Below are 22907 nucleotides of genomic sequence, written 5' to 3' on the forward strand. Positions count from 1 at the left end.
ATTCAATAAAATTTGATTTTTGATACCAAAATGAAAAAAATTATAATAATAATCCTGTTTCTCGAAACGCTTTCCATAAAGGCACAAAATATAGTGCGCTACGACCTATATGTTCGTGATACCATCGTAAATTTTACGGGTAAGGAAAAACGTGCCATCGCAGTGAACGGACAAATACCAATGCCAACGCTAACGTTCACAGAAGGCGACATTGCCGAAATTTATGTGCACAATGAGTTGGATGAAGAAACAGCCCTGCATTGGCACGGTCTGTTTTTGCCCAATAAGGAAGATGGCGTACCTTACCTTACCCAAATGCCCATTCCGCCGCATACCGTCCATAAATATACCTTCCCAATCATACAGCACGGGACCCATTGGTACCACAGCCATTTTGGGCTTCAGGAACAGATTGGTATGTATGGTTCTATGATTTTGAACAAGAGACCGGACGATAAGACCTTCAGAAAAGGCATTGACGACCTGCCCACCATTCCCATAGTATTGAGCGAATGGACGGACTTGAAACCAGAAAATGTGCATCGTATGCTCCACAACGCATCCGACTGGTTTGCCATACAAAAAGGGACTACACAGAGTTATGCCGAGGCTATTAAAAAGGGGCACTTTAAAACAAAACTTCATAATGAATGGAAACGGATGCTTGCAATGGACGTGAGCGATGTGTATTATGACAAATTCCTCATCAATGGCAAAAGTGAAAATGAAGATACATCCCTCAAGGGCTTAAAAGCTGGCGATAAAGTACGGCTGCGCGTTTCAAATGGCGGTGCTTCCAGTTATTTTTGGCTTACCTACGCCGGTGGTAAAATAACCGTGGTGGCCAACGACGGTAATGATGTGGAACCTGTGGATGTTGATAGAATGTTTATTGCTGTATCAGAAACCTATGATGTGGTTGTTACCATTCCTGCGGACAATACTGCCTTTGAATTTTTAGTAACACCGGAAGACCGTACAAAATCGGCTTCCATATATCTTGGAGAGGGCATCAAAAAACTTACGGAACGGCTTCCAAAACTGAAATATTTTGAAGGTATGGAAATGATGAACGAAATGATGAAGATGAACGGCGATCTGGACCAAATGGGAATGAGTATGAGTATGCAGCAAATGGATATGAACGTGGTGATGTATCCTGAAATAACCGGTCCTGAGGATAACGGAAAAGACAAGAAAATGGAAATGGATGGCGAAGATCCTAATGGCCACAAAATCGATGGAAAACAGGATATGGATGGAATGAAGATGAGCGAAGCTATGTACAAGAGCAACGAACTTGCAAACATTACGACCCTCAACTACGCTATGTTGAAATCGCCTACGGTAACAAAACTTCCACAGGATGCACCCATAAAGGAACTGCACTTTACGTTAACCGGCAATATGAACCGTTATGTTTGGAGCTTGGACAATAAGGTTATTTCAGAAAGCGATAAAATATTAATAAAAAAAGGGGAGAAAGTAAGGATTACCCTGTATAACAATTCAATGATGCGACACCCGATGCACCTGCACGGCCACGACTTTAGGTTGCTCAACAGCCAAGGCGAGTATGCACCGCTAAAAAATGTAGTGGATATTATGCCTATGGAAACCGATGTTATCGAGTTTGAGGCCAATGTAGAAGGCGACTGGTTTTTTCACTGCCACATATTGTACCATATGATGAGCGGTATGGGCAGGGTTTTCAGTTATGAAAACCAAGAGCCAAATCCTTTGATACCAAACCCTGAATTGGCGTTAAGAAAATTAAAAGGTGACGACCGGGATTTCCACCTGATGGTAGAAAACGATTTTGCGACCAACGGAAATGATGGATTGCTGATGGCTCAAAGTACACGATGGAGTTTTGGCACCGAATGGCGTTTGGGCTACAATGATATGCACGGTTATGAAACAGAAACACACATAGGAAGGTATATTGGAAAAATGCAGTGGCTGATACCGTTTGTTGGGTTTGATTGGCGCTATAGAAAATTGGGACATAATGAGGTTGAGGAAAATTTGTTTAGCCAAAAAAACACCAAAGATAAACGCTCTTTAGTGAGCATAGGAGTCAATTACACCCTACCGATGTTGGTAATGGCACAAGCAGAAATATTTACGGACGGTAATATCAGGTTACAATTTGAGCGCAATGATATACCCGTAACCCAAAGGTTGCGTATGAACCTGATGTGGAATACAGATAAGGAATATATGGCTGGTTTGCGTTATATCACAACACGTAATTTGGGGATTACCACTCATTTCGACAGTGATATGGGTTTTGGAGTCGGTCTTAATTTAAATTATTAATGGAAAATTATGTCCATTCCATCATTGGTAAATTCAAAAATAGAATTTCTACGTCATCAAAAAGGAAATTAGGTTTTTCATACGGCGTTAGATTTCCAACTTGTAAAAATTAATGAATTAACAATCGAAAAAGATGGCAGATGTTGTTTTTTAGAAGTTCACCACACTATTCAGTACATCATCTGCTTCTTTATGGATAAAATTGCCCCATAATTCAAGGTGGTTTTTAAATCACTATGTCTATATAATTTGTAGCATTAAAGGATTAATGGAATCGCCGGCAATCTTGTATGTCTGGCGGTGTGATTAGAAAGACTTTTATTTTTTCTTTTTAGCTATTTTTTTTAATGTTTTTTAGAAGGTTCGTAGTAATCTGATCATAAATAAAATTGTTCAGTTTCTCTGTTTAAAGGTTCACGGAGGCATTAATCACTCCATCTTCCTCTGATGGGATTCTATTGCACGGAACCGTCAATAGTTGCAGCTAAATTCCAGTTTTTTATAATTATGTGTCATTCTGCTTTACCTTTCATTTTATTTTAAACCGACCAGATAATTTTTGCAAATTCCTTTTTAAAGCATTTAGGATTTCATTATTCGTGTAAGGATTGACACTCCCAGCATAGGGACACCAAAAACCCCTATTACTTTTTTGTGTTCGTAAATCTGATCAAAGGTACTATAATCCTGCGCGCGGTCCTTAAAATCGCCATAAATACCCGGATCGCCTGGTACGGGTTCCCAAAGGTTATCTTTTCTGTGTGGATCTTCTTGCTCATTTGTTAACTGACCCTCAATCCCGTATTTTGCCATATAATGGTCAAGAAAATCGGGCACTAATTTATTTCGTAAAATTGTTTGAATCGTAGGGTATCCTACCATCCTTAGCCGATCTACTGTTTTTCGACTTCTACAATGGCCCTGGCCGCAACTTCCGGCTGGTATATTTTTCCCACAGGCATAGGTTTTTGGATAAACCTTGTTTTTACCCAGACTGCTCCACTTCAAAATCCTGTAATTCTTTCAGAAGCCTTTCGGTGCCTTCCACAGTAATTTTTTGATAAAGAGGGCTGGATTCTCCTGAAAAATCATAATAAGCCGCAAGATGCACCACAGAGGCAATTCTATTTCCATAGGCAAAACGTACTCGTTCAAAGGCATTTTTTATACTGGTATCTGAGGTGAAGTCTATACATACACATTCTGCCGTGGGTGGAGGAAAGGGATAACCCACATTATCCAGCCCTACGACAAGATACTTTTTAGCAAGTTCGTTAATATGGTTAGCCCACTGCTTCCACTCACAACAATAACTTCTTTATTTGCCTGAATTGCCAGTTTGTCCATGCCTTATATTATACTATAAATTTTATACTTCGTCCATCTACCCTATCTCTTTTATGGGATTTAAATTCATATGCTTCACATCAGGATCGTCACACCAACTTCACTGTCACCTTCCAAATTTTTTCAAAAAAACCCGGACGTGGCCGGGTTTTTAACAAAACTTGATTTAAATCTTTAAGCTTTAAAAGTAGCACAAGCTTCTGCACATTCGCGACATGCTTTCGCACAATCCTTACAGTGCTGTGCATCATGTTTATCACATTCCTGAGCACATTTTTCGCATACTTTTTTGCAATAATCAACTAACCCCTGTACATCTTTATAACTGGTTGCTAAAATTTGACTTAAGGCAGAACAGGCTTCAGCACAAACATGGTCTATACGAATACAATCTACCATCATCTTTACATCATCTTCATCAAGACAGGCATCTGCACAAAAATTACAATGGTTAATACAATTTCCAAGGGCTTTAATTAGTTTTTCATTTCTCATAATTTATTAAATTTTTTGATTCTACATAAAATTAAGCATGCACATTAAAAATTACTTTTAAAATTATGCTAAGGTCTTTCTGTTTTAAATTATTTTAACTTAGATGTAAAATAATTAAGAATATTTTGTGTCTACATGTTCCCAATTCCATCCTTCCTGACGCACTAAAGTTTTGAAAAATAGACGATTTTTGCTCACCTTTGCTGAAAACCCATCCGTATCAAAATTCTCCAGTATAAGTTCCTTTTCTAAAAGCCTATGAGTAGTTGAAGCCGGAGGGCCCGAAGGTAAGAGCCTCATGTGGGTTACCTCGGCGATTACTTCAAAATAATTATCATAAGCTACTATTAGTGGTTTTATGTCTTTAGAATCAGGTCTGAATTCCTCTTTAATTTGATCTGAAATAATCAACAAAGCTTCATAAAGCCTTGCCAGTTGCAGAATAATCGCATTTTTCCCTTTATTATTATGAAAATAGTGAATTACCGGGTAAGCCCGGTGTTGCTGGCTATATTTGATTATGGAGTCTGAAATTTCATCAATTTTACCTGTTAGCCGATCGAAATTTTCACCATTCCAGGCACTCATTACAATTTCTTCGGGACTGCTTCCCAGTGTACTTAAACTTATGCCAAGTTTACGCTGGTCTATGACTGCTGAAAGGACCGGAATAAAATAGGTGACAGACATGGTGAGGAGAATAAGCCCTGTAAAGGAATATATAGTGGTAAGTACCCTCCAAAGATCGGTGGAGGCTACATAATCCCCCATTCCTAAAGTTGAAACCGTAAATCCACTATAATACGTAATTTGCCAGAAACCGGCCGGAATTTTTGTGGTACTATCTATAATAGAGCCAGGAGAAGAATAAAGTATAAAAACCATGCTCGCCCATAAAAAGAATACCCAGATTAGCACAATAGAAATTAGTAGAAAATAACCCGCATGGGCCAGCAATTTAGAATTACCGTTCCTGCCAGAAATCAGCAATAAAAACTTCCAGAAAAAATGTGAAAAACGGCTGGTAAGCCAACCCCCGCCCTGCATGGATAAAGTGGTTTGCAGAATATCCAGAACTATGGCGACATACAGGATTATTCCGATAATTAGATAAATTTCCATATAGGTATTTTTGGTTAGTTAAATAGGCCGAAAAATTAAGGCATTCAATTATTTTGATAGAGAACTAAATAAAATTTGGTCTAAGTTCATGCCGTATCGAGCCATTCTATTCAGGATATTAAAATTTTTAAATGATGGTGAAAAATATCCGGTGTCAAAATTAAAGCTTAGATTTTATATAAGAAATCAAGTAAAGATTACATAATGTAAGGATTATCATAAGATTAAACTTAAGAAAGATAATCTCAAATTAAAAGTTAATAACACTATCCAGAGCTTCATCAGCATCACGATGAATAAAATTTGCCTGATAATTTAAAGTGGTTTTTAAATCACTATGTCTATATAATTTTTGCAGCATTAAAGGGTGAATTCTATCACCTGCAATATTTCCAAAGCTATGACGGGCTATATGATTCGATAATGTTTTATCAATGCCACAGAGTTTAGCTATTCTTTTTAAATATTTATTGAGAAGTTTAGTGGTACTCTTTGTCCGTGTATAAATTTGTTCGGCTTGAGTTTGATCTACTTCCCGTAAAAAAGGGAATAAATATCCATTATTGAATTTCTTATCTGGGCGATAGTAATCAATTATAATCCTAGCTTTATCAGGAATTTTTAAACTTAGAGGTTTACCATTTTTTTCCATGACATAGTATAAACGTTTATCCTTGAAATCAGACCATTTTAATTTAATTACATCTGAGATTCGCATCCCGGCAAAATAAAAAGAAAACAACCATATGTTGTGAGTATGCCATATAGTTGAGTACTTCTCTAATTCGAGTGATTCTATCTTCTCAATTTCTTCTACATTCAATCCAATTTTATTACCTGAGGATATTCTAATTTTCTCTTTCTCACCAGCAAAAGGATAATATTTCTGGGCAATTACTCCTTCTTTAATTGCAATATTATAAAGAGTTCTAATGAAAATAAGCTGATTGGTTATTGTCCTTGGTTTATGATTCAGGTAAGAAGAACAAAATGTCTTATATTTTCTAATAAAAGATTCGTCAATATCCCTGAATCTTAGGTTATCATTTTTTTTAAAATATGCAACGCCATCCATCCAGTGATATTTAGATCTTCTTGCCTCGCTCACTCGCTTTAACCGTCTTTGTTTAATTTCTTGGATGATTTTTGCCTTACTTCTCGAATTCTTTAGTTGTATAAATTCTTCAATATTATATAGTATTGATAACTGCGCTTTAGCAACTGAAAAAACTCCCGTGTCATATTTACTTTGAATATGTTCAGTGGCAACAGTAAAGAAAGATTTAGAGCCATCTGGCCCTTTTAATTTTTGTTTTATTTGCCTTGGCGTAATTTTTTTCTCTGCATTGAAATAGATATCATTGACTTCAATCATCCTTTTCATCAAAAAGTTATTTAACTGCTTAAAGTTTGGATGAGTCTTTTTAACCTTACAAGCAACGTTATCCCAATCTTTTTCAAATACAGAATGTCCCAGCCAAACATAATTCGTTTTATAATTTTCGCTAATTCTTAAGGCCAGAGGTATCCTTCCATCCTTCTTTTTCATGTTTTTCCTCAAAACAATCTTTAAATTTGCCATACAGTTAGGATTTAAAACCCTGTAATATAATAATTTACACCTAAAAACTAGTACAGAATAAGTACAGAATAAGTACAGAATCGGTTGATTTTAGGCCATATTATATAATATCAAAATTTATCAAAACAACATTAACTAATTGATTTTCAGGTGTTTTAGATAGATTTGACTTCTAGCAGAATATTTTCATAACCCGGAGGTCCCGAGTTCAAATCTCGGTCTCGCTACTGCTCAAATCCCTTCATTCCGAAGGGATTTTTTTATTCGGGAGAATTTGCAACCTATTCGCTGTATTCCATAAAATTCGATAGTATAAATTTCAAGTACTCTTCCTCATTGATTTAAAGATCCTATTCTCTTAACCCTTTTTCCTAAAAAGGCTTTACGGTAAATACCGGCCATGGATCCTCATTTTGATCTAATTAAATATTTCAAAAAATGATGAAACGAGAAAGATTTCTGAAGTCTGGAGCAGGAAGGTCTTACAGAAGAAATGAGGTTTTACCGTTTTACCTATAGTCTGGTCCTTATCCGCCCTCAAACTGAAAAATATGTTTATTTAATACAATTGGATTGAATATTTTTTTCGGTTTAGACTTTCTACCTTTTAATATTGTATCCGAATGATTATTCAATTTAGAATCACCAGGACAATATTATAAAATTGTTGAGCTATCTTCTATAATTAACTTCAAGAAATAAGTATTTAAGCATTTGCTTAAATACTTATTTTATTATAAATTTGAAACTTAAAAAATACATTGCCCATGGAAATTTCGTGTACAAGAGCTCAAGCTGATCATCAACAACTTCTCAATTGTAAAAATGTTCTTGAAAGAATAGATGATAACTTTCAGGAGATGACCAAATTGCTATCGATTGCTGGTAGTGAAGTACGCTTAAAGATTTTATTCCTTTTGAACATGGAAGACGAATTATGTCCTTGTGATATTGCTGATATTTTAGAAATGAGCGTACCAGCAATCTCTCAACACATCCGGAAAATTAAAGATGCAGGTTTTATCTCCTCCAGAAGAGATGGACAAACCTTATACTATTCCTTAGTAAAAGATAAAACAGCTGTACTTGATGCTGTTTTCACTACAATCAAAAAAACAGCATAAAATGAAATCGTCCAATAAGTCAAACAGCTCAGCTTTTGTTAGTTTACTTACTGCGGCAACTGCTTCCGTATGTTGTATTACTCCCCTCCTGGCAATTTTAGCGGGTAGTAGTGGATTTGTAACCATGTTTTCCTGGATAGAACCTTTTCGTCCGTATTTGGTTGCACTTACTATAGGAATTCTTGGTTTCGCCTGGTATTTAAAATTAAAACCGAAAACACAAGAAGAAATAGATTGTGCGTGCGACGAGGAAGCAAAACCATCTTTTTGGCAGTCCAAAAATTTTCTGTTCATAGTTACAGTATTTGCCGGATTGATGCTGGCTTTCCCTTATTATTCCAATATATTTTATGCACAGCCCAGCAAGGATATAGTGTATGTTTCTCAATCAAACATAATAAAGCACATCTTTGAAGTTGAGGGAATGACCTGCGCAGGCTGTGAAGCCCACGTAGAAAGCGAGGTGAGCAAACTAAATGGCATTCTTTCGGTCAAGGCAAATTATGAAAATGCTAATACTATAGTGGAATATGATAAAACTAAAGTCGATTTAACCGCAATCAGAAAAGCAATAAATACAACTGGTTATAAGGTACTCGATACTGAAAACAAAATAGAGAAGTAGATGAAAAAATACGATGTATTTGTAATAGGTTCCGGGATGTCAGGTATGACCGTTGCTAATAAATGTGCCTCCAAAGGCCTTAAGGTGGGCATTACCGATGAACTTCCCTACGGTGGAACCTGTGCGCTAAGAGGCTGCGATCCTAAAAAGGTGATTATAGGAGCAACTGAAGTACGTGATTTTGCCCAAAGGCTTAAAGGAAATGGAATAGATACTGTACCTGAAGTCAATTGGGAAGATATTATGGCTTTTAAGCAATCTTTTGTGGATGCCATGCCTCCTAAAATTGAAAAAGGATATAAGAATAGGGACATAGATACCTATCACACTTCAGCTAAATTTTTATCAAATAATACCTTACAGTTAGGTGATGAAGTTATTGAAGCGGATAAATTCGTAATCGCAACAGGAGCAAAACCCCTGGCACTGGATTTTGAGGGTGGAAATTTGGCACTTTCAAGTTCAGATTTCCTTAACCTGAAAAAATTACCTGAATCACTTTTATTTATTGGAGGTGGCTACATTGCCTTTGAATTTGCTCATATCGCTGTGCGGGCCGGTGCCGATGTAACTATATTACATCGTGGAGAATTTCCATTGGAAAACTTTGATCGTGACCTTGTACACCATCTTGTGGATGCAACCCGAAATCTGGGAATTAAACTGATTTTGAAAACCGAAGTTTCTAAAATTGAAAAAAAAGAAGACCACTATGTAGTAACTGGAAAATCAAATGGAAAAGAGACCACTTACAAGACAGCATCAGTCTTTAACTCGGCCGGTCGTCCTCCAGCGATTTTTGATTTGGATTTGGAAAAAGCAGGTATCTCTTTTTCAAAAAAAGGAATCACGGTCAACGATTACCTCCAAAGCACTTCTAATCATAATATTTATGCAGCGGGAGATTCAGCAGATTCTAAAGGCTTGCCTCTTACCCCTGTTGCGGTGATGGAAGGACATGTGGTGGCTTCAAACCTCATTAAAGGGAACAAGAAAAAAGTCAATTATCCCCCAATGCCTTCCGTAGTATTTACTTTACCCACACTGGCATCAGTAGGATTGACCGAAGCAGAAGCCAAATCACAACAGATAGAATATCAGGTCAATTATAACCATGCGGAAAGCTGGTTCAATGCAAAACGATTAAATGTTCAGGAATATGCCTATAAAACCATCATTGATAAAGATACCCAGACTATTCTTGGCGCACATCTAATAGGCCCTAACGCGGAAGAAACCATCAATTTATTCGCCATGGCGATAAAGACCAAAATGAAAATTAATGAGTTAAGGACGATGATATTTACGTATCCAACTCTGTCATCAGATATCCCTCATATGCTTTAAAAATAAATAGATTATGGAAATAGAACTAGTTTCTACCATTACATGTCCTGGTTGCGGACACACAAAAGAAGAGGAAATGCCCACAACAGCCTGTCAGTTTTTTTACCAATGTGATAATTGCAAGCATTTATTAAAACCAAAAGAAGGTGATTGCTGTGTTTATTGTTCTTATGGTACTCTTGCCTGTCCACCCATTCAGGAAGGAACAAATTGCTGCTAAAAATTTAAAATACTTTTGGTGACCTCCCCCACTCCAGATGTATCTTGCTGAAAATTAAAAGTATGATTCCTAGAGATCTAAGTAAAGATATAAAAACCCGTTTGCAGAGCATTAGCGGCCAACTTAACGGTCTTATAAAAATGCTGGATGAGGATCAAGATCCGGAAAAGATCCTGATCCAGTTCAAAGCAGCGCAAAAAGGGCTCGATAAGGCGCATTTTCTCCTTTTAGATGAAGTGTACCGCAAAGCTCTGGCGATCACAATTTCAGAAACTGTGGAAGCCTGTCCCGGTAATTGCGGTAATGAGGAACGGATTGAATTTATAAGAAAACAGTTTCCTGATCTTGAGCTTAACAGCCTTACCGATAAAATGAAAGAGATTGATGAACTTAAACGAAGGCTGGAATCTTACATTTCCGAAAATAGATCAGAGTAAAACATTCAAAAATTTAGGTTTTATTTCATAATAAAAATCTGTCTTTTAAAAGGCAGATTTTTTGTTTGGAGACCACCCCGGTTCCGCTCTTATCTTTGAACTGTTCTTTTTAAAAGAGCGATAAAACCGATTGTTAATTTAAATTCAGAGAAATGAAACGACAAATAGAAATATTTACGGCAAATTGTCCGGTATGTGATCCAGTAGTGAAAATGGTAAAAGAGTTGTCCTGCGATAGTTGCGAAATTACCACCTATAACCTGGTGGAACAATGTGATGATAAATCTTGTTTAAACAAAATGCAGGAATATGGTGTAAAGAGAATCCCGGCAGTGGCAGTTGATGGTAAATTACTTGAATGCTGTACAAACATTGGGATTAGTAAAGAAAAGCTTATCGAAGCAGGAATAGGAAAAGCCGAATAAGAAAACCATCGCACTTAATTATAACCTGAAACTTTTTATGGCAGCCATTTTGGGCTGTCATTTTTGTTTTTAACCGAATTAAGATGTTAAACCTTTACTAATCGGCTTGCCTACCCCCCGGGCTGTGATCCGATCTTTGAAAAGAGGTTCGGCTCTTAATCTTTTATTCCTGATTTCCGAACAGATCAGGAAATAACTAAAACCATTTTAAATTATGAAACCATTAAGTTCAGAAATCCAAAAATGCATCGATGAGTGCAACGCCTGTATAACTGCGGCCAGGATCTGCCTGGATCAGCATTTGGGGGAACCAGACATGAAACAATGCCACAAGTTCTGTCTCGATTGTATTGCCCTATGCAGTGCATGTGTCCAGTTATTGACCAGCCAGTCTGATTACGCAAACCGTGTTTGCGGCATTTGTGCCGACTTATGTAAAGCCTGTGCAGTTGAGTGCGCGAAGTTTGACAGTGAAGTTTGCCAGCAATGCGCGGAAAAATGTCGTACCTGTGCCGATAGCTGTAAAAAAATGGCAGCTTAAAAAAGTTGTAGGATTTTTTCTCAAAGGAGCGGCTAAAAAGTTGCTCCTTTTTTATAAAAGGGATTATGAAGTAGGTAAAAATACTGTTCACTCTCTCATTCAAAACTACCTATAAAAAAAAGCCTTTAGAGGTTTGGATACCACCCGGGCTTCCTGAGTACATTTGATCCCTTGGTTAAAACAACAATATAATGTTTACTAAAATAAAAGAAGATTTTGTAAGTATAGGATCATTGTTCACCTCGGTTTCCACACTTTTATGTTGCGCGCTGCCATCGTTACTGGTAGCTCTGGGAATGGGCGCCGTGGTGGCCGGCCTGGCTTCAGATATTCCCTGGTTGTTCAGCCTGAGCCGCTACAAAGGCTGGACTTTTTTGATCGCCGGGGTGATGATTGGCTTTAACTTTTGGCTTTTCTACGGAAGAAAACGGCAGCAGAGCTGTGAAATAGATGAAGACGGAAATGAAACGGCCTGTGATACAGCAGCTAAATGGAGCAAAGGGATCTTATGGTTTTCCTTTGTGTTATATCTTTTTGGACTTTTTGCAGCCTATTTACTTTTTCCCATTCAAAAATTTTTAGAATTATAATATAATTAAAATGAAGACATATTTTTTGATCCTGGGTATAGGATTATTGACGTTGTATCAAGTAGAAGCCCAGGGACATGGCCCGATTTATGGTTTGCAGACGCCCACCCTGGCAAAAGGGGGTATAAACATGAACGTTGCCGGAATGAGTATAGCGACCGAAGACGAAACCTCCTATATGCTTCGGCACACACTTTTTTATGGCCTTACAGAAGATTTACAGATTACCCTTACCACTCCTACAATAATTGAACGTTTAGAAAAAGCTCCACGAACCCGTGGGAATAACATGATGCCTGCCAATGGAGATATAGAAGCTGCCCTTTGGTACCGGTTCTTTTCAAATGCTTTTGGTGTAGGGAAAAGATTTGAGTCCACAGCGATTTTAGGGGTATCTGCCCCTACTGAAGATATTCGTGGACAGGTAAATGTGGGAAATTCCATTCTCGGGGCAATTTCTACGGGATATGCCTCACGTACCTGGTACGCGTGGATAGGCGGTGGTTACCAGTATTACTTTGAGAAAAATTATGAACAACTCGGCGACCTGCCTTACGCGAGTGCCGTAGTTGGATATCGCCCCAATATTTTTATGGGAGATTACCCCAAGCCAGATTGGAGGATCTTTATAGAATCCCTTGCAGAATTCCCTGGAGATAATAAATATACCGGGCAAGCAAATTTTACAGACGAACGTAGCAAAAAAGTACTAGTGGGGCCTTCCTTTTTGGGACTTTACGGTGCCTGGGGGATTTCTTTTGGAGCACTATTTCCAGTGGTACAGGATTTAACCCCAGGGGCAGTTAAAGAAAACTATCGGGTATCCCTTAATTTAAGTTATTGGCTATAGTACAAATAAATCTAAAAAATAAAGAATAAAACCAGCATGATGCTGGACACAAAAAATAGGCAACACATCGGGGAATGATAAACCTGTTGTCATTTGCACAATTTAAAACCTAAAAATATAAACAGATGAAAAGAATAGCATTAATAATTGTAGTAATGGTAGTTGGAAGTTTTAGTTCCAATGCCCAGATTCAGAAAATAAATCAGGAAGTGTTTGGAATGGACTGTGCCCCATGTGCCTATGGACTGGAACGGGGACTTAAAAAAATGGACGGCCTGGAAAGTGTAAAAGTGAGTCTTAATGATGGTAAAGCTTATCTGGAGTTGGCAAAAAATAATAATTTGAGCCTTAGACAGATCCAAGAAGAAGTAAAAAAGAACGGTTTTTCAGCTAAGAAAGCCGAAATAGCTATAAATGGCAAGCTCGTTGAGCAGGATGGTACTTATATAATTCAAACCGGGAAAGAAAATTTTGCGATAGCTGATGAAACTTCTAACAGCTTACGTTCCAGACTAAAGCCCGGAGTCCTTACAGTGAAAGGGATAGTTCAGGATGAAGAAGATGATAATTTAACTAATAACTGGAAATTAAAAATCATCCAGATTTATTAGCCAGGAAAAACGAAGTTTTAAAGGACATTAATTAATGGCGGACTCCACATCTACTCCGCCATATTTTTTTAAATTTTAAGATTGGAATATTCTTTCCTCGTAACCAATTCATGCACAAAAGGTTTAACTAAGAGGTTCAAAACAGTCATTGAAGGTAGCCTATCCAGAATTTCTATTTCATCACTTCCTGGTTCTTCCCCTATATAAAATAGATTTAGGATAATCCCGTGGCAAAGGCATTCATCAAAATAGGAATGAGCTGGTTAAATCTCTATTATAATAAATTTTAAAATTTTATTAATTCCATAAAGCCATTCTACTATTTTACTACCTTTCTTATAAATATCTATTTATGAAACCTTTATACCTACTATTAATCTGTTCCATTTTATTCAGCTGTCAGGAAACTCCCGATAAGAAAAAGAAAAATAAATTGGAAACCTCCCAGGAAGTTGATGAGCAAAAAGAATTAAACACTCTGAATATTGCTGTTTTGGAAGAAGCTTTGGGAATAAAAGGAAAGGAAAATGAAGGCGAATATAAAGTAACCATTCCCCAAAATGATCTTAAGGTTACAGTTGATGGTTTTAAAATTATACCTCCTATGGGGCTCGGTAGCTGGGTAGCTTTTACTCCTACCAACGATCAGTCTATGATCATGGGTGATGTAGTGGTTACTGAACAGGATTTAAAACCGGTACAGCAGGAAATTATTAAACAAGGGCTGACAATCACTGCCATTCATAATCATTTTGTAAGAAATGAGCCTGATGTGATGTATATGCATATTGGAGGAATGGGAAATGAAGAGGAATTGGCTAAAAATGTAAAAGCCGTATTTAATAAAGTAAAAGAAATTAGAGGGGGAGATCCCTCAGCATCACCGATGGGACAGGTGGAGAATACATTAGATACCAATATGATCGATAGTATTGTAGGGTACAATGGCAGTATGAATAATGGGGTTTATAAAATCACAATAGGCCGTCCTGATGTAGCCTTAAAAGATCACGGAGCTCCGGTAAGTACTTTTATGGGTTTCAATACCTGGGCCAGTTGGCAAGGCACACCTGAGAGGGCAGCAGTTGCAGGTGATTTTACCATGCTGGAAAATGAAGTGGCTCCTGTGATTAAAGCTTTAATTGAAAATGATATTGAAGTAGTGGCATTGCATAACCATATGGTAAAAGAAGAACCACGTATTTTCTTCCTGCATTATTGGGGTGTTGGCCCTGCAGAAAAACTAGCCAAAGGATTAAAGGCGGCACTTGACCAAACAGGAACTGGTGACAAAAACTAATCTTTTTTAAATGAATTGATAGGCTCCCGAATGGCAAAAGTATCTTTTAAGGAAGCAGTAAAGGTGTGGATACGAGTAGCTATTTATAGTTTCGGGGGTCCCGCAGGCCAGATATCGGTTATGCACAAAATTCTGGTAGAAGAAAAAAAGTGGATAGACGAAAGTCGTTTCCTGCATGCACTTAATTACTGTATGCTGCTCCCAGGCCCCGAGGCGCAGCAATTAGCTACTTATATAGGTTGGTTATTGCATAGAACTAAAGGAGGGCTGGTTGCAGGCGGCTTATTCATTCTGCCTGGTTTCATTTCTATTTTAATTCTAAGTATACTTTATGCCGCTTACCGCGATATTGGAATTGTAGAAGCTATCTTCTATGGAATTAAGCCTGCTGTTCTGGTCATAGTAATAGGTGCGGTTATAAAAATTGGTAAGCGAGTTTTGAAAAATGGGGCTACAGTAAGTATCGCTGTTTTAGCCTTCATTGCCATTTTCTTCTTTGAAGTCGATTTCCCTATCATCATTGTTTTAGCAGGATTGATAGGTTTTGTTGGAGGAAAAATCTGGAAAGAGAAATTTCAAATTATAGTGAAAAAGGATGAAAAATTTGATATCGATAATAGCCAGAGTATTATCACTTCTGACGTTGTTTCGCCCTCCCTGGCCCGTACTATCAAAACGGTACTAATTTTCTTGACCCTGTGGTCACTACCTATAATAGTGATAGCGGCCAGTATAGGAATTGAAAATATATTTTTCTCTGAAAGTTTATTTTTTAGCAAAACAGCCGTGGTCACATTTGGTGGAGCATATGCGGTGCTTGCTTATATTACTCAAAAGGCTGTGGAAGATTATGGCTGGCTGCAATCAGGGGAAATGCTTGACGGGCTTGGGATGGCAGAAACGACTCCCGGTCCTCTAATTCAGGTGGTGCAGTTTGTTGGGTTTATGGGTGCTTATAGGCTCAGTGGATCTATGGATCCTCTCATGGCGGGAATACTGGCTTCCATATTAGTCACCTGGGTAACTTTTCTTCCTTGCTTTCTATTCATATTTGCCGGTGCTCCCTATATAGAATATTTGAGAGGAAATAAAAATTTAACTTCCGCCCTCACAGGAATTACTGCCGCCGTAGTTGGCGTAATCTTAAATCTGGGAATATTGTTCGCTATACATACATTCTTTAGTACAGTTAATGAAGAAAATTTTTCAGGCATGAGATTATTAGTTCCTGATTGGAATACCCTGGATTTTGGCTCTTTAATAATCGCGATTCTGGCCGCATTTGTTTATTTTATTCTGAAATGGGATATGCTTAAAACCTTAGCGATTAGCGTAGGATTAGGAATAATCTACTTCTTTATTTTCAAGTTGTAGCCTAATTAAATCAAAACACTTTCAGCAAACTTTTTAAAATAATTAAGGACAGATCCGCATTGGAATCTGTCCTTATTAGGAATTTAAAAATTTTTCTTTACTCCTTATTTACCAGATCATACACACAAGGTATAACTACCAGATCTAGAATAATCAGTAAAAAGAAAATTAAAAATTAAGCGGTTAATAAATATATAACTACTCCACAGATACATTAAATGTTGCGCTGATATCTGTTTCTCCTCCGGCTGCACTTAGATCACCTCCATTTGGCTTTGTAAGATCATGTCTTAAGGTAAAGGTTAGATTGCCAGAACTTGCAGCACCTGTGGTTAAAGTGAATTCTGTACCCAATTCGTTACCGTCATCATCAAAATTGGCATATTCCACAGTGACATTCAATCCATTGCTTACGGTATAGAAAAACTGGTGCTCTTCATCTTCTTCCTCTACCTCTTCGGTAATATTTTCCGCCGGACTTTCAGTCTCGTTCAATAAAACAATACTTCCATTGTAAGTAGCATTTGCTGCTAAAGGACCAGATACAGTCACCTCAGGTGCGTTGGGGCCATCCCCGTCAAGATCACGTGTTTGTAAGGTAATCTCATCACCTCCGCCGGCAGGCGTAAGTGTTACCGTCATGGTAGTGATCACTTCCTCTTCGTTTACTTCTTCAGGTATATTGTCATCATCGTCTGAACAACTGGTGATAACCAATCCAAGGAATAAAAACATTGCAATAAATTTCAAATTTTTCATAGTTACTGATTTTTAAAAATTAATAATTGAGTTTAAGGTTTAATAAAAAATTTCTTCCCAAATCGTCTGCGTAATAGCGCAACCGATTCAAATAATTTCGATAGGAAGTGTCTAAAAGGTTATTTATGCTGAATCCAACACTCAGCTTTGAATTATTTAACGGCAGTTCTATACTGGAATTTAGATGTAGCAAGTGATAGGCGCCCGGAGGGGTGCTAACATCCACAATTTCTGAAGTTCCCGTCTCCGGTATAAAAACTTCAAAATTATTATCGGGATACTCGTTTTGTGCGAATACATATTCACTTTGAAGACCAAGTCGAAGATTTTTTAAATCGGCATCTTGATATACCAGTCCGTTGGTAGTATTTGCAGCAGGGATATTGATTAGGGGTTCGTCCTTAGTGCGATCATAGCCTTTTACCAGCGAGAACTGATGGTTGAAGCTTAAATTTCTCATCACTTGAAAGTTCGCATCCAGATCTACACCCAGCAATTGGGCATTGGTTTGTCTATACTCCCAGACCTGAAAATTCCCCCTAATGGTTTGCTGCACACCTGTTGGTTCTATAATAATAAAATCATTGATCGTGTTCACGTAAGGATAAACACTAAAATTAAATCCACCCGATGTCTGCCGTTTTAAGGTCGCTCCAATTTTATGGGACACTTCAGATTTAAAACCGAGGTTACCTAATTCTATCCGGGAGGCAGAATGATGCAAGCCCTCACTATATAATTCTGAAGGATTTGGTGCCCGGCTGGCCAGGGAATAATTAAAGAAAAGCGAATAATCCCCCCTGAATTCATATCTAAAACCTGCAGTTGCCGAAAGATTATGAAATTCGGGCTGTGGGTTGGTAAGAACCTGGTTGTTCGTTTCTTCAATAACTATTTCAGGGTAAATTTCATCGTAGTTCTTTGATTCCCAAAAGGATTTTCTGTAAAACTTAAATACGTCCATATAGGTATAATCATAACGACCACCGGCTTCTACTAGAAAATCTGGGAATAATTGATAGGAAGCGGTGGTGTAAAAGCCAAGGCTATATTTTTCATAATCTGGAATTAACCGCCTAACTCCGGTGTTTGGATCGGCAAAATTATTCTGGTAACTACCTAGAATACCGGCATCAAGGTTTAAATCAGGATACAGTTCAGATTCTAGATCTATGGCGAGGGAATGGGTGTCCAATTCAAGATCCAGGGAAGCTTTATCAGCATCATCGCCTCTACGAATATCAAATTCTAACCGGTTATTTCGCTGGAAATCATATCTCAGTTTAAGTTTTCCCAGGCCCTGGAATTTTTTAAATCCTTCAATTCTGGCCAGGTGGTGGGTTACGTCCTGTTTTGGTGCATCAATTGAATAAGTAAAATCTCTTACGATCAAAGGACGGTCACTGTTAATGGCATTGACCTGGTCCTGTGCCCCTCCTAAATGGGATGCCCTTAAAATCCCAATCTCATTCTTGAATAAGGAGTAATAAGCTTCAAAACCAGAATCGACATTGTTTAGCCCAAACCTAAAAGAGAAATTTCGTTCAAAATTACCCGTATTGCTGAGAATATAATCCGGAGCTTCGTAATCACCAAAACGTTTTACCGTTCCCTGTAAACCGGTATACCAACCATTTTGGTAAGCCCTGGTTAATTCACTGGTAACCGCAGTTCCCCTGCCATTAGAAGCAGCAGTTAGACGGGTTTGTCCGTAAAGTGTGTCTTTTAGTGGTACCTTTTGAGATTCGGTGATGATAACCCCTCCAACGGCATCTCCGCTATATTTAAGTGCTCCCGCTCCTTTCACAAGGCTTATACTTCCAACAGCGTTAATATCGATATTCGGTGCGTGCTCTGCGCCCCATTCCTGGTCTTCCATGCGAACCCCATTATTAATAATAACCACCCGGCTACTATGCAATCCATTAATTAGTGGCTTTACTACAGTATTTCCGGTGTTTAGGGAAGAAACGCCACTAATGGAATTAAGAGCATCACCCAGGGATCCACTGCTGTAACGATCTAATTCCTCATTGGAAATTCTAATTTCATCTATGCTTTCTGTTTTGTTTTGAAAAGCTTTTCCTTCCAGAATTACCTGATTCAGTTCCTCAAGGTGATGTTCCAACCTGAAATCTCTTTCAGTGTTGCCTGAAATCTTTATCTGAAAACCGCGTGTTAAACACAATGGATGCGAAACCTGTATAGAATAAATGGCATCACAAAGTCCGTTGAATGAATATTCACCTTCGAGATTTGTTTGAACCGCTTTGCCGGTTTCCGAAATAATAAGAGTGGCACCAGCCAGGGGTGTTTCGTCGTGTAAATCTAAAACACGACCCCTCAGCTGATTATCACAATTTTGAGATATAGATGGTATGCTGCATAGTAACAGCACAAAAAATGCATAAAAACGCATAAATTCTTAAATTAAGTTGAATAAAATTTTCCTTAACCAAGAATTGAAGGCGGTGCCCTTAACTGAATATTTGTGAGTTTGATGGAAAAGCTGGGAACGATAATATCCCCAACCAATTGTTTTGTGACTTCCTCCTTAATTATTTCAGAGTAGGTAATCAACTCATAATTAAAAGGGGTCTGGTGGAAATGGCAGATATCACAATCCTGTATATCCTGATGAATATGAACTTCATAATCATTACAGGCTACATGGTCGTGGTCCTGAAAAACATGTGAAAACTGGAAAATACCCGGAGAGAGCATTACCAGTGATAACAATAATATCAAATATATATTGGACTGTTTTTCCATTTCGTTCAAAGAACGCGCAAATTAAAAAAGTATTATCGAAAGTCGGTAAAGACTTTTTATTTTAACATGAAAATTTTCCGATAATATTTCGTTTTAAAAAAAGGAAAATCCCGAAAATTAAATTCCGGGATTTTCCTGCTATTTTTACAACTGAGAATTACTCTTTTCTAACAACCAAATCATACACACAAGGTATCACCACGAGGTTCAGAACAGTAGCAGAAAGCAATCCGCCAAGTATCACTACAGCCATCGGGCTCTGGATCTCATTTCCCGGTTCACCTCCTTTTAAGGCAAGTGGAATAAGTGCGAGTCCCGTTGTAAAGGCTGTCATAAGGATTGGATTCAATCTATCCAACGCTCCGTTTTTTATAAGCTCATAGCCTCGAAGGCCTTCCTTCCGCAGATCTTCATATCTCGACACCAGTAAAATTCCGTTTCGAGTAGCGATCCCAAATAAACTGATAAAACCTATCGTTGAAGCAATGCTTACAATTCCTGATGTGAAATATACGATCAGAATTCCTCCGATAAGGGCGAGTGGTAAATTGATTAGCACAACAAAAGCCAATTTCAAGTTGTTGAATTCAAAATACAACAACAGGAAGATCACGAAGATCGCAATAATGGCAGTGATCAAAAGCATTTGTGAGGCTCTGGATTCACTCTCAAATTGCCCGCCATATTGCACCCTATAGCCTTCTGGAATAGTAACCGAAGAATTCACGGTTTCGCGAATCTCTTCCACCGCACTTCTTAAATCCCGACCCTGCACATTGGCAGCGACAACGATCTTCCTTTGCACATCTTCCCGGCTAATGGTATTCGGACTGCTTACCGAGGAAACGTTCGCGAGCTGCTCCAATGGAACCTGTGAACCGTTTGGCAATCCTATCAAAGCGGTTTTGATCTTCTCAATGCTGTTCCTAACCTCCTCCTTATAACGAACCACCAGGTCAAAATACTTCTGACCTTCATAAATCTCACCTACCTCATGACCGGCAAAGGCGATATCCACCTGCTCCATCAATTGACCAACGGTCATCCCGTAAGCTGATAAGATCTGGCGTTTTGGAGTGATCTTGATTTGTGGTACTTCAATCTGTTGATCAACAGCTACATCGGCAAGCCCATCGATAGGAGTAATGTTCTCCTCCACGCTTTTACCAATTTCATATAGCTGTTGCAAATCTGGTCCAAAGATCTTAATCGCGATATTGGCTCTCGTACCTGAAAGCATATGATCGATACGGTGAGCTATAGGCTGCCCCAAAGTAATATTAACTCCGGGAACAATACTTAATTTATCCCGGACGTCCTCAAAGAATTCCTCTTTCGATTTATCTTCCAGAGTAAATGGCACATCGATCTCGGCGGCATTTACTCCCTGGGCATGCTCGTCTAGTTCAGCTCTACCGGTCCTTCTGGTAACCACATCCACTTCGGGCATTTCAAGCAATAATTGTTCGACCTGTTTTCCGGTCTTATTGCTTTCTTCCAGAGACATGGATGGAGGTCCAACCACACTTATCACCATTGATCCTTCCTTGAATTCGGGAAGAAAACTTCTACCCAATTGTGTAAATAAGGTGATGCTTAGTAGAAAGGCAACTACTGTTACCGTGATCACTGTTTTAGGAATCTTTAAGGCTCGATTTAGAATATCGGCGTAAGCCTTCTGTAACCATCTTTCCACTTTTGTTCCTTCGGACTGCTTTTTCAGCATTTTCTCCTTTTTCAGAAGATAAGAACATAACACAGGAGTTACAGTAACTGCAACCACCAGTGATGTCAAAACTGAAGTAATAAATGCAATTCCCAGAGGTTTCAGCAATCGACCTTCCATTCCGCCAAGGAAAAACAGCGGTATAAAAGAGACGATAATTATTAATGTTGCAATGATAATCGAACTTCTAATTTCCACCGACGCATCCCTCACCACCGTAATAACGGATTGCCTTTCCGCTTTCGGTTTTCGAATATTTTCACGCAAGCGTTTATAAACATTCTCAACATCAATAATAGCATCATCTACCAGTGCTCCAATTGCAATTGCCATCCCTCCCAAACTCATGGTATTGATGGTATAGCCCAGCATTTTTAATACGATAATCGATACCAGTAACGAAATTGGGATCGCCAGTAGCGAAATTAGGGTAGTACGCCAGTTCATCAGGAAGATGAACAATACAATAACCACAAAAAAGGCACCTTCCAGCAGGGTCATATTCAAGTTACTGATGGAAGCATCTATAAAATCTGCCTGTCGGAAGATCTGACTTTTGATCTCCACGCTTTCCGGTAGACTGGTTTCCAGTTCGGCAATCGCCTCGTCCAGCCTTTCCGTGAGCTCTAGCGTATTAACATCGGGCTGCTTGGAAATTGTCAAAATAACTGCGGGCTCTGCATTCAGGGAACCATCACCGATCTTATCGGCAGCGCCTATCTGTACTTCCGCAATATCCTTTATTTTAATACTCTGACCGTTCACCTGTTTCACAACGGCTTCCTCCAGATCATTTATCGCATAAGCCCTACCACTTCCTTTGATGATATACTGATTCCCATACTGGTTTAGAAAACCACCGGGGGCATTGGTGTTCGCCTCTTTAACCTTCTCGGTTAATTCTTCAAGACTTACATCGTAAAACTTCATTTTTCCGGGATCTGCATAAACCTGGTATTGTTTGTAATCTCCGCCTATCACCACCACGTTTGCGATCCCTCCGATGGCTTTGATCCGTGGACGGATCTGCCAGTCAGATAAGGTTCTAAGTTCCATGGGACTCAGACTATCTGAAGTGACTCCCAATAGCATTACTTCTCCCATAATGGAAGAAATAGGCGCCATGGTAGGTGCTCCTATTCCTGTTGGTAAGTTTTCACGAACCATTGGAATACGTTCACTTACGATTTGTCTCGCCTTGTAAATATCGGTGCCCCATTCGAATTCAACCCAAACAATGGAGATCCCCGCGGCTGAAGAAGAACGGATCCTTCTTACATTTGGCGAACCGTTCATCGCGGTTTCGAGCTGGTAGGTCACTAGTTTCTCTACCTCTTC

General features: G+C 38.5%; 22 protein-coding genes. 13 read left to right on the plus strand and 9 right to left on the minus strand.

Annotated elements, in window-relative coordinates; translation table 11 throughout:
- Positions 1 to 30: 30 nt before the first annotated feature.
- A complete protein-coding gene (locus Q1K34_RS14220; protein ID WP_241551973.1) occupies positions 31 to 2322 on the plus strand; it encodes a multicopper oxidase domain-containing protein in 2292 nt (763 codons plus the stop codon).
- Between the two features lie 582 nt (positions 2323 to 2904).
- On the opposite strand, the gene Q1K34_RS14225 is transcribed toward Q1K34_RS14220, so the two are convergent.
- The 5 genes from Q1K34_RS14225 to Q1K34_RS14245 form a co-directional block, all read right to left on the minus strand.
- Entirely contained in the window at positions 2905 to 3330 is a 426-nt protein-coding gene (locus tag Q1K34_RS14225; protein ID WP_158091614.1) for a hypothetical protein, read from the minus strand.
- Positions 3308 to 3556 carry a hypothetical protein gene (locus Q1K34_RS14230; RefSeq protein ID WP_083645357.1) on the minus strand — a complete coding sequence of 83 codons (249 nt, stop codon included), beginning with the start codon at positions 3554 to 3556 and terminating at the stop codon, positions 3308 to 3310. The genes Q1K34_RS14225 and Q1K34_RS14230 overlap by 23 nt, the downstream gene beginning before the upstream one ends.
- A 287-nt stretch (positions 3557 to 3843) precedes the next feature.
- The gene (locus Q1K34_RS14235) at positions 3844 to 4164 is read right to left on the minus strand and encodes a four-helix bundle copper-binding protein (protein WP_083645356.1); all 321 of its coding nucleotides are present in this window, start codon (positions 4162 to 4164) and stop codon (positions 3844 to 3846) included.
- Positions 4165 to 4278: 114 nt separating this feature from the next.
- On the minus strand, positions 4279 to 5286 hold the full coding sequence (locus tag Q1K34_RS14240; RefSeq protein ID WP_083645355.1) for a potassium channel family protein: 1008 nt from the start codon (positions 5284 to 5286) through the stop codon (positions 4279 to 4281).
- 250 nt (positions 5287 to 5536) lie between these two features.
- Entirely contained in the window at positions 5537 to 6868 is a 1332-nt protein-coding gene (locus tag Q1K34_RS14245; protein ID WP_083645354.1) for a site-specific integrase, read from the minus strand.
- A 761-nt stretch (positions 6869 to 7629) separates the two neighbouring features.
- Here Q1K34_RS14245 and Q1K34_RS14250 point away from each other — a divergent pair.
- The 12 genes from Q1K34_RS14250 to chrA all read left to right on the plus strand — a co-directional run bounded on the left by Q1K34_RS14250 (position 7630) and on the right by chrA (position 16312).
- Positions 7630 to 7992, plus strand: coding sequence for a metalloregulator ArsR/SmtB family transcription factor (locus tag Q1K34_RS14250; RefSeq protein ID WP_300440211.1), 363 nt, complete (start codon positions 7630 to 7632; stop codon positions 7990 to 7992).
- Position 7993: 1 nt separating this feature from the next.
- Positions 7994 to 8617, plus strand: coding sequence for a mercuric transport protein MerTP (gene merTP, locus Q1K34_RS14255; protein ID WP_300440213.1), 624 nt, complete (start codon positions 7994 to 7996; stop codon positions 8615 to 8617).
- The gene (locus Q1K34_RS14260; RefSeq protein ID WP_300440216.1) at positions 8618 to 9964 is read left to right on the plus strand and encodes an NAD(P)/FAD-dependent oxidoreductase; all 1347 of its coding nucleotides are present in this window, start codon (positions 8618 to 8620) and stop codon (positions 9962 to 9964) included.
- A 13-nt stretch (positions 9965 to 9977) separates the two neighbouring features.
- A complete protein-coding gene (locus Q1K34_RS14265) occupies positions 9978 to 10184 on the plus strand; it encodes a GDCCVxC domain-containing (seleno)protein (protein WP_300440219.1) in 207 nt (68 codons plus the stop codon).
- A gap of 62 nt (positions 10185 to 10246) precedes the next feature.
- Entirely contained in the window at positions 10247 to 10621 is a 375-nt protein-coding gene (locus Q1K34_RS14270; protein WP_300440223.1) for a metal-sensitive transcriptional regulator, read from the plus strand.
- Positions 10622 to 10773: 152 nt separating this feature from the next.
- Positions 10774 to 11046 (plus strand): thioredoxin family protein, encoded by a 273-nt coding sequence (locus tag Q1K34_RS14275; protein ID WP_300440225.1) that lies wholly within the window; start codon positions 10774 to 10776, stop codon positions 11044 to 11046.
- A gap of 407 nt (positions 11047 to 11453) precedes the next feature.
- Complete coding sequence (locus tag Q1K34_RS14280; protein WP_300440227.1) at positions 11454 to 11702, plus strand: hypothetical protein; 249 nt, start codon at positions 11454 to 11456, stop codon at positions 11700 to 11702.
- A gap of 76 nt (positions 11703 to 11778) precedes the next feature.
- Positions 11779 to 12177, plus strand: coding sequence for a hypothetical protein (locus Q1K34_RS14285; protein ID WP_300440230.1), 399 nt, complete (start codon positions 11779 to 11781; stop codon positions 12175 to 12177).
- Positions 12178 to 12187: 10 nt separating this feature from the next.
- A complete protein-coding gene (locus Q1K34_RS14290; protein ID WP_300440232.1) occupies positions 12188 to 13027 on the plus strand; it encodes a hypothetical protein in 840 nt (279 codons plus the stop codon).
- 125 nt (positions 13028 to 13152) lie between these two features.
- Positions 13153 to 13638 (plus strand): heavy metal-associated domain-containing protein, encoded by a 486-nt coding sequence (locus Q1K34_RS14295; RefSeq protein WP_300440234.1) that lies wholly within the window; start codon positions 13153 to 13155, stop codon positions 13636 to 13638.
- 352 nt (positions 13639 to 13990) lie between these two features.
- Positions 13991 to 14938, plus strand: coding sequence for a DUF1259 domain-containing protein (locus Q1K34_RS14300; RefSeq protein ID WP_300440237.1), 948 nt, complete (start codon positions 13991 to 13993; stop codon positions 14936 to 14938).
- Between the two features lie 30 nt (positions 14939 to 14968).
- Positions 14969 to 16312: a chromate efflux transporter gene (gene chrA, locus Q1K34_RS14305; protein ID WP_300440240.1), complete on the plus strand. Its 1344-nt coding sequence runs from the start codon at positions 14969 to 14971 to the stop codon at positions 16310 to 16312.
- Between the two features lie 198 nt (positions 16313 to 16510).
- Here the strand turns inward: chrA and Q1K34_RS14310 are convergent, their stop codons facing one another.
- The 4 genes from Q1K34_RS14310 to Q1K34_RS14325 form a co-directional block, all read right to left on the minus strand.
- A complete protein-coding gene (locus tag Q1K34_RS14310; protein WP_300440243.1) occupies positions 16511 to 17071 on the minus strand; it encodes a type 1 periplasmic binding fold superfamily protein in 561 nt (186 codons plus the stop codon).
- A 19-nt stretch (positions 17072 to 17090) separates the two neighbouring features.
- A complete protein-coding gene (locus tag Q1K34_RS14315) occupies positions 17091 to 19490 on the minus strand; it encodes a TonB-dependent receptor (protein WP_300440246.1) in 2400 nt (799 codons plus the stop codon).
- 32 nt (positions 19491 to 19522) lie between these two features.
- Positions 19523 to 19819, minus strand: coding sequence for a hypothetical protein (locus Q1K34_RS14320; protein ID WP_300440249.1), 297 nt, complete (start codon positions 19817 to 19819; stop codon positions 19523 to 19525).
- A 181-nt stretch (positions 19820 to 20000) separates the two neighbouring features.
- The coding region (locus Q1K34_RS14325; protein WP_300440252.1) for an efflux RND transporter permease subunit at positions 20001 to 22907 on the minus strand (2907 nt) is incomplete at its 5' end.

Origin of the sequence: Christiangramia sp. (assembly GCF_029937855.1) — a bacterium.
Taxonomy (GTDB): domain Bacteria; phylum Bacteroidota; class Bacteroidia; order Flavobacteriales; family Flavobacteriaceae; genus Christiangramia.

Bases quoted from the DNA above. Each gene is read 5' to 3' on its own strand.
- Q1K34_RS14220 (WP_241551973.1), top strand. From the start codon at position 31: ATGAAAAAAATTATAATAATAATCCTGTTTCTCGAAACGCTTTCCATA.
- Q1K34_RS14265 (WP_300440219.1), top strand. From the start codon at position 9,978: ATGGAAATAGAACTAGTTTCTACCATTACATGTCCTGGTTGCGGACAC.
- chrA (WP_300440240.1), top strand. From the start codon at position 14,969: ATGGCAAAAGTATCTTTTAAGGAAGCAGTAAAGGTGTGGATACGAGTA.
- Q1K34_RS14275 (WP_300440225.1), top strand. From the start codon at position 10,774: ATGAAACGACAAATAGAAATATTTACGGCAAATTGTCCGGTATGTGAT.
- Q1K34_RS14285 (WP_300440230.1), top strand. From the start codon at position 11,779: ATGTTTACTAAAATAAAAGAAGATTTTGTAAGTATAGGATCATTGTTC.
- Q1K34_RS14260 (WP_300440216.1), top strand. From the start codon at position 8,618: ATGAAAAAATACGATGTATTTGTAATAGGTTCCGGGATGTCAGGTATG.
- Q1K34_RS14235 (WP_083645356.1), bottom strand. From the start codon at position 4,164: ATGAGAAATGAAAAACTAATTAAAGCCCTTGGAAATTGTATTAACCAT.
- Q1K34_RS14270 (WP_300440223.1), top strand. From the start codon at position 10,247: ATGATTCCTAGAGATCTAAGTAAAGATATAAAAACCCGTTTGCAGAGC.
- Q1K34_RS14315 (WP_300440246.1), bottom strand. From the start codon at position 19,490: ATGCGTTTTTATGCATTTTTTGTGCTGTTACTATGCAGCATACCATCT.
- Q1K34_RS14295 (WP_300440234.1), top strand. From the start codon at position 13,153: ATGAAAAGAATAGCATTAATAATTGTAGTAATGGTAGTTGGAAGTTTT.
- Q1K34_RS14245 (WP_083645354.1), bottom strand. From the start codon at position 6,868: ATGGCAAATTTAAAGATTGTTTTGAGGAAAAACATGAAAAAGAAGGAT.
- Q1K34_RS14300 (WP_300440237.1), top strand. From the start codon at position 13,991: ATGAAACCTTTATACCTACTATTAATCTGTTCCATTTTATTCAGCTGT.
- Q1K34_RS14290 (WP_300440232.1), top strand. From the start codon at position 12,188: ATGAAGACATATTTTTTGATCCTGGGTATAGGATTATTGACGTTGTAT.
- merTP (WP_300440213.1), top strand. From the start codon at position 7,994: ATGAAATCGTCCAATAAGTCAAACAGCTCAGCTTTTGTTAGTTTACTT.
- Q1K34_RS14310 (WP_300440243.1), bottom strand. From the start codon at position 17,071: ATGAAAAATTTGAAATTTATTGCAATGTTTTTATTCCTTGGATTGGTT.
- Q1K34_RS14240 (WP_083645355.1), bottom strand. From the start codon at position 5,286: ATGGAAATTTATCTAATTATCGGAATAATCCTGTATGTCGCCATAGTT.